General features: G+C 53.5%; 7 protein-coding genes and 1 other RNA gene. 4 read left to right on the top strand and 4 right to left on the bottom strand.

Annotated elements, in window-relative coordinates; genetic code table 11:
* Positions 1 to 27 precede the first annotated feature (27 nt).
* On the bottom strand, positions 28 to 3,081 hold the full coding sequence (ydiJ, locus tag WH298_RS18230) for a D-2-hydroxyglutarate dehydrogenase YdiJ (RefSeq protein WP_180823495.1): 3,054 nt from the start codon (positions 3,079 to 3,081) through the stop codon (positions 28 to 30).
* A 205-nt stretch (positions 3,082 to 3,286) separates the two neighbouring features.
* Between ydiJ and ydiK the strand changes: the two genes are divergently transcribed.
* Together ydiK and rprA are read left to right on the top strand one after the other, a co-directional pair.
* Positions 3,287 to 4,399 (top strand): AI-2E family transporter YdiK, encoded by a 1,113-nt coding sequence (ydiK, locus tag WH298_RS18225; RefSeq protein ID WP_180823494.1) that lies wholly within the window; start codon positions 3,287 to 3,289, stop codon positions 4,397 to 4,399.
* A 329-nt stretch (positions 4,400 to 4,728) separates the two neighbouring features.
* An RNA gene (rprA, locus tag WH298_RS18220) (antisense sRNA RprA) lies at positions 4,729 to 4,836 on the top strand.
* Positions 4,837 to 4,936: 100 nt separating this feature from the next.
* Here rprA and ppsA read toward each other — a convergent pair.
* Positions 4,937 to 7,324 (bottom strand): phosphoenolpyruvate synthase, encoded by a 2,388-nt coding sequence (gene ppsA / locus WH298_RS18215; protein ID WP_049851827.1) that lies wholly within the window; start codon positions 7,322 to 7,324, stop codon positions 4,937 to 4,939.
* 450 nt (positions 7,325 to 7,774) lie between these two features.
* Here ppsA and ppsR point away from each other — a divergent pair, with 450 nt between their 5' ends.
* Complete coding sequence (gene ppsR, locus WH298_RS18210; RefSeq protein WP_007892708.1) at positions 7,775 to 8,602, top strand: posphoenolpyruvate synthetase regulatory kinase/phosphorylase PpsR; 828 nt, start codon at positions 7,775 to 7,777, stop codon at positions 8,600 to 8,602.
* Between the two features lie 198 nt (positions 8,603 to 8,800).
* Positions 8,801 to 9,850, top strand: a complete 1,050-nt coding sequence (locus WH298_RS18205; protein ID WP_180823493.1) for a 3-deoxy-7-phosphoheptulonate synthase — start codon at positions 8,801 to 8,803, stop codon at positions 9,848 to 9,850.
* 3 nt (positions 9,851 to 9,853) lie between these two features.
* Here WH298_RS18205 and WH298_RS18200 read toward each other — a convergent pair whose 3' ends face one another.
* Together WH298_RS18200 and WH298_RS18195 are read right to left on the bottom strand one after the other, a co-directional pair.
* Entirely contained in the window at positions 9,854 to 11,293 is a 1,440-nt protein-coding gene (locus tag WH298_RS18200; RefSeq protein WP_180823492.1) for a protein adenylyltransferase SelO, read from the bottom strand.
* 98 nt (positions 11,294 to 11,391) lie between these two features.
* Positions 11,392 to 12,135 carry an EAL domain-containing protein gene (locus WH298_RS18195; RefSeq protein WP_007892699.1) on the bottom strand — a complete coding sequence of 248 codons (744 nt, stop codon included), beginning with the start codon at positions 12,133 to 12,135 and terminating at the stop codon, positions 11,392 to 11,394.
* Positions 12,136 to 12,241: the final 106 nt, after the last annotated feature.

Raw genomic sequence — 12,241 nt, 5'->3', positions numbered from 1 at the left:
AGCTTTGTGACGTCTCCTACAATTTGTTTACATCATTTCCAATAGTGCTTGCAGCGGATGGCGCATGCCATTGCCTTCGGCGCGTTTAACCTGGCTGCGACAGGAAAAACCGGTTGCCAGGCAGCGCTGACGCGGCAGCTTTTGCAACTGCGGATGCCATGACAGCTCGTAAATCCCCAGTGAATTCTCCAGATTTTTACTTTCATGGCCGTAAGTGCCCGCCATGCCGCAACAGCCTACGTTGACATTCTCCAGCTTCGCGCCAAAGCGCGCAAAGATACCCTGCCACTGATTTGGCGTGGACGGCAGTGCCGTCACTTCGGTGCAGTGCGCAAACAGATACCAGGCTTCACCGCTGGCAGTTTGTACCGCGCGCTCCGCCAGCGCGCTGTGCAGCCACTCGTGTACCAGCTGAACGTTAAACTCTCCGCGCTGCTCACCAAGCACCTGCTGGTACTCATCGCGATAACAGAGCACGGTTGCCGGATCAACGCCAACCATCGGCATGCCGAGCTTCGCCACACGATTCAGGAGGTCTGCGGTTTTACTGGCAGTGCGCGCAAAGCGTTGCAGGAAACCTTTCACATGCTGCGCTTTGCCATTCGGCGAAAACGGCAGCAGCACCGGGCGATATCCGAGCTTCTCAATCAGTTTGACGAAATCAGTAACCAGTTGCGCTTCGTAATAGCTGGTGAAGGGATCCTGCACCACCAGCACACAGTTTTCACGTTGCGTACTGTCGAGCGCCTCCAGCTGTTCTAACGTCAGGTTCATCGCTGGATGACCGCTCAGCTGCTGCTTCAGGCTCGGTGACGACAATAGCGGCAGATCGACCATGCCGATGTGAGTTTGACTGAGTTCACGCATCCACGGCTGCTTCAGGAAGAAGTTAAACACGTTGGGCGCCTTGGCCATTAACGGTGCATAACTCTCAACGCTGGCCACCAGATGATCGCTCATCGGGCGCAGATAACGGGTGTGATACAGCTGCAGGAAGCGCGAACGGAAATTCGGCACATCAATCTTAATCGGGCATTGTGTCGAACAGGCTTTACACGCCAGACAGCCCGACATGGCCTCTTTCACTTCGTGCGAAAAATCATATTCACCCTGCTTCGCGTGCCAGGTGTTACGCGTGCGCTGAATTAAGCTGCGCAGGCTAGCGCCCTGATGAGGAAGCGCCTTTTCCAGCTGGTTGGGATCCACACCCTGTTCGGAGAGCAAGCGCAGCCATTCACGCGTTAAGGTAGCGCGCCCTTTCGGCGAGTGAATGCGATTACGGGTGATTTTCATCGATGGGCACATCGGGCTGCGCGCGTCGAAATTGAAGCATAAACCGTTACCGTTACACTCCATCGCACCGCGCCACTCATTACGCACCGTGACGGGAATCTGTCGATCGTAAGTGCCGCGCTTCACGGCATCGACCTGCATCATCGCTTCGTTACTGCCTAATGGTGTACAGATCTTGCCTGGATTAAGGCGATTATCGGGATCGAAGGCGGCTTTAATACGCCGCAGCTCATTGAACAGCGTTTCGCCAAAGAATTCAGGACTGTATTGCGCACGGAAGCCTTTACCGTGTTCACCCCACAGCAGACCGCCATAACGCGCAGTCAGCGCCACTACTTCATCAGAGATCTGCTTCATCAGCAGCTCCTGCTGCGGATCGCACATATCCAGCGCGGGACGTACGTGCAGCACGCCAGCATCGACGTGGCCAAACATGCCATAGCTCAGGCCGTGGCTATCCAGCAGTGCGCGAAACTCGACGATGTAATCGGCGAGATGTTCAGGTGGCACCGCGGTATCCTCGACAAACGGAATCGGTTTGGCACGTCCTTTGGCGTTCCCCAACAGGCCCACCGCTTTTTTGCGCATATTATAGATGCGCTCAATGCCGCTCAAATCGTCACACAGCTGGTAGCCGATGACGCCGCCGGATTGCTGCAGCATCAGCTCATCAAGCCGCTGACACAGCATAGCGATCTGCTGTTCAATCAGCTCGCCATCGTCTCCGGCAAATTCGACGATATTCAGGCCCAGCATCTCTTTATCGGGTACATCGGTAATCAATTCGTTAACCGAGTGCCAGACAATATCTTCACGTGCCAGGTTGAGTACTTTGGAATCGACGGTTTCTACCGACAGCGCTTTTGCTTCCACCATAAAAGGCGCATTACGCAGCGCTGAGTCGAAAGAATCGTACTTGATGTTTACCAGACGACGCACTTTAGGAATGGGCGTGATATCAAGGCGCGCCTCGGTGATAAACGCCAACGTGCCCTCCGCACCGCACAGCAGACGCGTTAGATCGAAGGTTTGCAAATCGTCGCTGAACACGTGGCGCAGGTCGTAACCGGTCAGGAAACGATTGAGCTTGGGGAATTTTTCCAGAATCAGATCGCGCTGTTCGCGGCAGCGGGTTAACACCTGCTGATAGATGCGACCTTCAGCGGTAGGCGTGCTCGCCAGCTGTTCCGCCAGTTCGGTGGGCATGGCGCGCGTATCAAGGATATCGCCGCCCAGCAGCACCGCGCGCAGACCTTCGACGTGATCGGAGGTTTTGCCATACACCAACGATCCCTGTCCGGAAGCATCGGTATTGATCATGCCGCCTAAGGTGGCGCGATTACTGGTAGAGAGTTCCGGTGAGAAGAAAAAGCCATACGGCTTCAGCCACGCATTGAGTTGATCCTTCACCACGCCCGCTTCAACACGCACCCAACCTTGTTCGGTATTGATCTCCAGGATGCGGTTCATGTAGCGCGACATGTCCACCACGATGCCCTGATTCAGCGACTGCCCGTTGGTGCCGGTACCGCCGCCGCGGGGAGTAAACACCAGGCTAGTGAAGCGGTCTTCACCGGCCAGACGCGCAATCAGCGCCACATCGGCCGTGGAGCGTGGAAACAGCGCCGCATCGGGCAGCAGTTGATAAATGCTGTTATCGGTGGAGAGCGAGAGGCGATCGGCATAGCTGGTGGCGGTATCGCCGGTAAAACCTTGCTCTTTTAGGGACTGCAGGAATGTCAGCACCAGTTGAACGAGGCCCGGTGCCTGAGAAATCTGTGGGATCATTATTGAGTGACCGAGATGTTGTAAACGTTTGCGTCGTCATTTTTTTCAGCCCTTGGTTTTATCATATTTTTTTGCTGGCTGCTGTTTTTTCAGGAATGCGTGCCGCTTCCGCTGCTTTTCCTGTTTAATTTTCGGGAAATAGATCATCATTAATCAGGGCTGTTCAGCCCCACTCTGAAGGATTCAATCGAGGTTAACCGTTGTGATGAAAAGCCTGCAACGCGGTATGGACTTACCGCAAATGCTGTTTTCGCTGATGTTCATTCTGATCATGATCATCGCCTGTCTGTGGGTGGTGCAGCCGTTTATTCTGGGCTTCGCCTGGGCCAGCATGGTGGTGATTGCTACCTGGCCTTTAATGATTCATCTGCAACATCTGCTGTGGGGACGACGCTCGCTGGCGGTGATCGCCATGACTATTTTGCTATTACTGCTGTTTATTATTCCTATTGCTCTGCTGGTCAGCAGCCTGATTGATAACAGTGCGCCGGTAATTACCTGGGCGACGCAGCGCCATCTGGTGATGCCTGATTTCGCCTGGCTACGCGAGATTCCTTATGCGGGCAGAAAACTCTACTCCAGCTATCACAAGTTAGTCGATGGCGGTGGCTCGGCGATACTGAGCCAGGTGCAGCCTTATATTGGTCGGACGACAGGCTTCTTCGTCGCGCAGGCCGGGCACTTTGGTCGTTTTATGATGCATCTCATCGTGATGCTGCTGTTCAGCGTGCTGCTCTACTGGCGCGGCGAACAGGTTGGGCACGGCATTCGTCATTTTGCTTATCGCATGAGCGGACGCCGCGGCGATGCCGCAGTGCTGTTAGCGGGTCAAGCCATTCGGGCCGTGGCGCTGGGTGTGGTGGTCACCGCGCTGGTGCAAGGCGTGTTAGGCGGCATTGGGCTGGCGATTTCCGGCATTCCTTATGCCACGTTGCTGACCGTGCTGATGATTCTGACCTGCCTGGTGCAACTCGGTCCGCTGGTGGTGCTGGTTCCGGCCATTATCTGGCTTTACTGGAGCGGCGATACCACCTGGGGCACGGTGCTGCTGGTGTGGAGTTGTGTGGTAGGTACGCTGGATAGCGTGTTGCGCCCGGTACTGATTCGCATGGGTGCAGATTTGCCGATGATCCTGATTCTCTCCGGCGTCATTGGCGGTTTAATTGCCTTTGGTATGATCGGTCTGTTTATCGGTCCGGTGGTACTGGCCGTCTCTTATCGACTGGTTTCGGTGTGGATGCATGAAGCGCCCGAACCGGATGATGATATGCAAACCGCCATTGAAGCCCTCGCCGAGCACGAAGAAGAGCATCCTTAAGCTAACATTGTTGCTGTGATGAATTTTTTCAGGTGCGCCCCCGTGCGCACCAAACTTTCCGCTGCCAGTACTCCGTTTTACACTGGCCTTACTTTAACCCGCCTAATGCCCCCGTTCATTTCAGTGAAACAATAATTTTTTTCCATAAGCGATTTTTAAGATAAAACGCAGTTTTCGCTGCTTTAGGCGGGATTCGTTAATCGAATGATTATTTTTCAAACTGAATCAGGCGCGAAAACCTCAGAAAATCTCCATGAAAGGTTATCAGCTTTAAACTAATAAGAGGATTCTTAAAGACGCCAGCGAGCCTGATCAATAACATGTTTCCTATGTTTGGAATCAAGCTACTGATTTTTAAACAACCTTATTCCCCTGAGTAAAGTGAAGAATTGCTGTGTGTAGTCTTTGCCCATCCCCTGTGATGGGCTTTTTTTTGTCTGTTATTAATGCAAAAAAATAAGGCCAGCAGTGCTGACCTTAATGATTTTAACCTCAACGCATCAGATTCATGACCGATACGTCAAAATTACCGTTTGGTTAATGTTTCGCGGCGTTCAGCTCTGCTAAACCTAACCAGGTTTCCACTACGGTATCCGGATTGAGCGACAGGCTATCAATGCCCTGCTCCATCAGCCATGCGGCAAAGTCCTGATGATCGGACGGTCCTTGCCCACAAATACCGACGTATTTACCCTGTTTTTTCGCTGCCTTGATGGCCATCGACAGTAGCGCTTTCACCGCATCATTGCGCTCATCAAACAGAGCCGACACCACGCCGGAATCGCGATCGAGACCGAGCGCCAGCTGCGTCATATCGTTAGAACCGATAGAGAAGCCATCAAAGTGCTCAAGGAACTGTTCCGCCAGCAAGGCATTTGACGGAATCTCACACATCATGATCACCTTGAGGCCGTTCTCGCCGCGCTTCAGGCCATTTTTTGCTAATTCCGCCACCACCGCTTCGGCTTGATCGACGGTGCGCACAAACGGGATCATGATCTCGACGTTGGTCAGCCCCATCTCGTTACGTACGCGTTTCACTGCTTCACACTCCAGCTTGAAGCAGTCGCGGAAATTGTCGGCCACGTAACGACCGGCACCGCGGAAGCCGAGCATCGGGTTCTCTTCCTCCGGCTCATAACGCTCGCCGCCTACCAGGTTGGCGTATTCGTTAGTTTTGAAATCAGAGAGACGGACGATCACGCGCTTCGGTGCAAACGCCGCGCCCAGCGTAGCAATCCCTTCGGTCAGACGGCCGATGTAGAACTCAATGGGGTCGTCAAAACCTTTCATCATCTGACGAATCTGCTGTTGCAGCTCCGGCGTTTGCTGATCAAACTCCAGCAGCGCTTTCGGATGCACGCCAATCATACGGTTAATGATGAATTCGAGACGCGCCAGGCCCACCCCTTCGTTTGGTAAGCAGGCGAAGTCAAAGGCCCGATCCGGGTTACCGATGTTCATCATAATTTTCAGCGGCAGATCCGGCATGGTATCGACCTGTGAGCTGGTCACTTCAAAGTCCAGTAGCTCGCCATACACATAACCGGTATCGCCTTCGGCGCAGGAAACCGTGACTTTATGACCATCTTTGAGGTGATCGGTAGCATCACCACAGCCCACCACCGCGGGAATACCCAGTTCACGCGCGATGATCGCCGCGTGGCAGGTACGACCGCCGCGATTGGTGACAATGGCCGACGCTTTCTTCATGATCGGTTCCCAATCGGGATCGGTCATATCGGTTACCAGCACATCGCCTTTTTCAATGCGGTGCATCTCGCTAATATCGTGAATGACCTTCACTTCGCCAGCGCCAATGCGATGACCAATGGCGCGGCCTTCAACCACCACCTTGCCTTTACCCTGCAGCGTATAGCGCTCCATGACCTGGCCATTAGAGCGTACCGTTTCCGGACGCGCCTGCACGATAAACAGTTTGCCGGTGTGGCCATCTTTCGCCCACTCAATGTCCATCGGACGCTTATAGTGCTGCTCAATCAGCACCGCCTGACGCGCCAGCGCCTGCACTTCGTCATCGGTTAAACTGAAGCGATCGCGCTGCTCCTGCTCAACATCTTCAATGCGCACCTGCTCGCCATGCTCCTGCGAATCGGCATACACCATGCGCAGCTTTTTCGAGCCCATGGTGCGGCGCACAATCGCCGGGCGATTGGCTGCCAGCGTCGGTTTGTGCACGTAGAACTCATCGGGGTTAACCGCGCCCTGCACCACCATTTCACCCAAACCGTACGCCGAGGTGATAAACACCACCTGATCAAAGCCCGATTCGGTATCAATGGTGAACATTACGCCAGACGAAGCGAGGTCCGATCGCACCATGCGCTGAATACCAGCTGACAGCGCGACGCCGCGATGGTCGTAGCCCTGGTGCACACGATAAGAGATGGCACGATCGTTAAATAAGGAAGCGTAAACGTGTTTGACTGCGATAATCACCGCGTCATAGCCCTGCACGTTGAGGAACGTTTCTTGCTGGCCAGCAAACGAGGCGTCGGGCATATCCTCGGCGGTGGCTGATGAGCGCACCGCGAAGGAGGCCTCAGCATCATCCGCAGAGAGTTGTTCGTAGGCGCTGCGAATCGCCGCCTCCAGCTCAGGCTGGAATGGCGTATCGACCACCCATTGACGAATTTGTTTACCCGCTTGCGCGAGTTCAGCAACATCATCAACATCCGTTTTATCCAGCAAATCATAAATACGCTGGTTCAGTCCGCTTTGATCGAGAAACAGATTAAACGCGTAAGATGTGGTCGCGTAGCCATTTGGCACGGAAACGCCCAGCGACGACAAATTAGTAATCATTTCTCCGAGGGAGGCATTTTTACCTCCCACCCGATCAACATCATGCATGCCAAGCTGGTTGTACCAGAGCACTAGCGACTGTTGGTCTTGATTGGACATTGAGATTATCCTTTTAAATGATGTGAATACACATGGAACATTTTGCTGTTCGCCAAAACAGCCTGGCACAACCGATTAATAAAGACTAAGTGTTGAATCGTTAAAGCAGGAAAAGAGCGGCAAAATAGGATTAGTACGTAGAATTACCTGAGTTGCGCAACCGGGCTATTTCAGGTTAATTAATTGCTGTGGCGATATTTTTCCCCTTTTCAGAGGGTTAGCGATTGATTTTTGTTGCGCAACGCCTGCACACTTTATTTCATGCGCGAAAAGGAAAATGCGCGAAAATAGCGCTTTTCAAAACAGCATTTCATCTAAAATTGATTATTCGCTTATTCATCTTTGTGAGCGCATTAGCGGACAATATGGATATTTTATTTTACTATTATTTAAAATGAAATATTGTCATTGTTAATTTGGTCATGGGTACGCAAGAGGATTATTCGCACTATGAATACTGAACGCAGCGTCTTTTACATTTCTGATGGTACCGCCATTACCGCCGAAGTGCTCGGGCATGCGGTGCTGTCACAGTTCCCGGTGATGACCCATAGCGTGACGCTGCCGTTTGTGGAGAATGTGCAGCGCGCGCAGGCGGTTAAAGCACAGATCAACGCGTTGTATCAGCAGAGCGGCCTGCGCCCAGTGGTGTTTTTTTCCATTGTCACCCCCGACGTTCGCGAAATTATTCTGGAGAGCGAAGGCTTTTGTCAGGACATCGTGCAGGCGCTGGTGGCGCCGTTGCAGAGCGAACTGGGCGTCGCATCGATGCCGGTAGCGCACCGAACGCACGGATTAACCGCCAGCAATCTGGGTAAATACGATGCGCGTATTGCGGCGATCGATTACACCCTCGCACATGATGACGGTATTTCGTTACGTGGCCTGGAGGATGCGCAGGTGATTTTGCTCGGCGTGTCGCGCTGCGGTAAAACCCCCACCAGCCTCTACCTGGCAATGCAATTTGGCGTGCGTGCCGCCAACTATCCCTTCATCGCGGATGACATGGATAACCTGAAGCTGCCGCCGGCGCTGCGTGCGCATCAGCATAAGCTGTTCGGCCTGACCATCGATCCGGAGCGTCTGGCGGCGATTCGACAGGAGCGCGCGGAAAATACCCGCTATGCGTCGCTGCGCCAATGCCGCCTGGAAGTGGGCGAAGTGGAAGCGCTGTTCCGCACTAACCAGATTCGTTACCTCAACAGTACCAACTATTCGGTGGAAGAGATCGCCACCAAAATCCTCGATATCATGGGCCTCAGCCGCAGCATGTATTAACAGCCTTCTATTGTGTCGCCAACTTTGGCGACCTCATGGGCTGAGAATCCACCTGTATTTAGGGCGTAAAGCCTGGCTTCCGTCTTGTTTTATGCCCTTTGTTTTTAGCAGGTTGAATTCGCAGACTATTAGTTTATTGTGACCACCATCACTTCCCGGTATTTCACCGCTGCGAAGAACCCATTTTTGAGAATCTCAATGAACAAGACTGATGAACTGCGCACCGCGCGCATCGGTAGCCTGCTGACTCCGGCTGCACTCGCGCATGAACACCCCATTTCGGCGGACATTGCCGCCAACGTCACTGCGGCACGCCAACGCATTGCGCGTATTCTGACCGGTGAAGATCCACGTCTGCTGGTGATTATCGGCCCATGCTCGCTGCACGATCCCAAAGCGGCGATGGAATATGCCCAGCGTCTCAATGTGCTGCGCGAGCGCCATCAGGATCGCCTGGAAATTGTGATGCGTGCCTACTTCGAAAAACCCCGCACCGTCGTGGGCTGGAAAGGCCTGATTTCCGATCCCGATCTGGATGGCAGTTACGATGTGAATCGCGGCATTGCTATTGCCCGCAAATTGCTGCTGGATATCAATGCGCTGGGCATGCCGACCGCCACCGAATTTCTTGATATGGTGATCGGCCAATTTATTGCCGACCTGATTAGCTGGGGCGCGATTGGCGCGCGTACCACCGAAAGCCAGATTCACCGTGAAATGGCCTCAGCGCTCTCCTGTCCGGTGGGCTTTAAAAATGGCACCGACGGCAACGTACAGATCGCGGTAGATGCGATTCGCGCCGCGCGTGCCAGCCATATGTTCCTGTCACCCGATAAAAACGGTCAGATGACCATTTATCAAACCAGCGGCAACCCGCATGGTCATGTGATCCTGCGCGGCGGCCGTCAGCCCAACTATCACGCTGAAGATGTGGCAGCGGCGGCAGCGAATTTGCGCGATTTTAACCTGCCTGAGCAATTGGTGATCGACTTTAGCCACGGCAATTGCCTGAAACAGCATGGTCGTCAGCGTGACGTTGCCGATGACGTGGCCGCGCAAATCCGCGCGGGTTCACGTGCGGTTGCCGGCGTGATGATTGAGAGTTTCCTGCAGGAAGGGAATCAAAAAGTGGTGAGCGGTGAAGCGTTAACCTATGGCCAATCGATCACCGATCCGTGCCTCGGCTGGGAAGACAGCGCCGAGGTACTGGCGAAACTGGCTGCCGCAGTCGACAGCCGTTTCAACTAACGCTTAGCTGGAGCAGCTCACTTCCAGCGTTTTGCCCCACTCTGGCGGCCGTTGGCGCAACTCAGCGCTAACGGCCGCATCGCTAAACGGCTGCTGTAACGCGTTATGCAGCCTGGCTAACGCCGTCGTCTCGCCTTTCTCAACCGCTTCAATCACCTGCTGTGCCAGATAGTTGCGCAACACCAGTGCCGGATTGGCAGCTTTCATTACCGCCTGACGCTGCTCATCGCTGGCCTGGTCTTGTAACAGGCGCTGGCGATAGTCGCTGTACCAGCGATCAAAGGCGGCGCGATCGATAAACTCATCACGCAGCGGCGAACGGGTTTCCTGCTGTTGGGTGTCGCTTAGCATGCGGAAGGTCAGCGTGTAATCGCTGTGTTCTGCGGTCATCAGTGACAGCAAGCCGGTGAGAATAGTGTTGTCATTGGCATCTGCTGTCAGCAAACCAAGCTTAGCGCGCATCTTCTCACCCCAAACGCGCATCAACTCATTTTCATACTGGCCGAGCGCCTGCTTAAGCTGTTCGGTACTCAGCAAACCGGATAAGGCATGTGCCAGTCGATTCAGGTTCCACAGGCCAATCATCGGCTGATTTTCGAAGGCGTAGCGCCCCTGATAATCACTGTGATTGCAGATATAATTCGGCTGATAGTCGTCGAGGAAACCGTATGGACCGTAATCCAGCGTCAATCCCAGAATCGACATGTTATCGGTGTTCATCACGCCGTGCGCAAAGCCAACGCTTTGCCAATGCGCGATCAGGCTGGCGGTTCGTTTCACGATATCGGTGAACCACAGCTGATAACGATCCGCTTCATCCTGCAGCTGCGGCCAGTGATGGCGAATAGCGTAATCCGCCAGCATACGCACTTTGTCTTGCTCACCCGCATAATAGACGTGTTCAAAATGGCCGAATCGCAGATGGCTTTCCGCAATGCGCATCAACATCGCGCCGCGCTCCTGCGTTTCGCGCAGTACCGGCTCATCACCAATCGCTAACGCCAGCGCGCGCGTAGTGGGAATTCCCAGATGGTGCAGCGCTTCGGAAGCGAGGAATTCCCGCACGCTGGAACGGATCACCGCGCGGCCATCGCCCATTCGCGAATAGGGTGTTAATCCTGCTCCTTTCAGGTGCCAGTCCAGCTTGCCACCCTTGGACAGCTGCTGTTCACCGAGCAAAATGCCGCGTCCGTCGCCCAGCTGTCCGGCCCAAACGCCAAACTGGTGGCCGCTGTAAACCTGTGCCAGCGGCGACATGCCGGGCAGCAGCTCACGTCCTGACCATACGCCGTGGCCGTTGCCGGCAAAGAGCGCATCGTCTACCCCCATCTCTTGCGCCAGCGGTACATTGTGATAAAACAGCCGTCCACCCGCCAGCGGCGTCGGCGGCAGCGCGGTGTAGAATCCGGGTAATTCTTGCTGCCAGCTATTGGTAAATTGCATCGATACTCCTGAAGGTGCACTTTAACAAGGCACCAGCATTGAGTTTTAAGATAAAGCAGAGTGTAACGCCGACGCGGCGCGGAAGACAGGCGAAAGGATTACTGCTGCGAAGGCGTGGGTAAATCAAGGTCGGAATAAATCAGATCGTTCAAGCGTTCGGCCTTAACCACCGGGAACAGGCTGCCCTGCAGCTGCGCACCACTAAGCGTGTTCATCTTTTCCATCATTTGGTTATCATCGACACCGCAAATAATGATCTGCTCTGCAAAATCAGAGAAAGTATCGATAACCGTTTGAATAAATGGCGTAAAGGAAGCGCGCTTAGCCAACCCCTGAATAAAGGCTTTATCCAGTTTCAGGACGCTAAACAGATTATCGTACACCGCATTTGCCGGTGCTTTTCCTGCGCCAAATTGTGAAAGCGATAAACGAAATTCGTGTTGCAACGCCGCTAACAGAGGATGGGATTTACCCAATGCCAATTGCGGAAACGTTTCGCTGATATCCAAAACAATAAAAGGAATTTGTTTGAATTTTCTTAACAGAAACTCGCTGGCTAAAAGTGTATTTGCCATAGAATCATCAATACGAACCAAAGCGATAATTTGATTGAGCTCAAAAAAGTCGCGGTACTTTTCCAGCAATGAAAGTTGGCTCTGTAACAGACGTAATTGCTGCGCATCATCCAGCTGCGGCAACAGCAAATCCTGCGGCAGCGTAATAGGTGCGCTGTCGTGGACAAATTGCGTAACCAGCTCGACCGCAGTCAGCTGGCCTGTCAGAGAATAAACTGGATAAAACCAGGTTTCCGACTGATAGTCGGCAGACAGATGGACTTTCATTTTACAAGCCAGAAGCAATGGCAATTGGCGCATCGTATATCAACGAAAACAACCAGGCAATAGGACCAAACGTTTGAAGAGATGCCGTTTTCAGTCTTATTACGTC

It is taken from the genome of Pantoea nemavictus (genome assembly GCF_037479095.1).
Taxonomy (GTDB): Bacteria; Pseudomonadota; Gammaproteobacteria; order Enterobacterales; family Enterobacteriaceae; genus Pantoea; species Pantoea nemavictus.
Note: the sequence above shows the minus strand (reverse complement) of the source record. Positions and strands in the feature narration are given on the sequence as shown.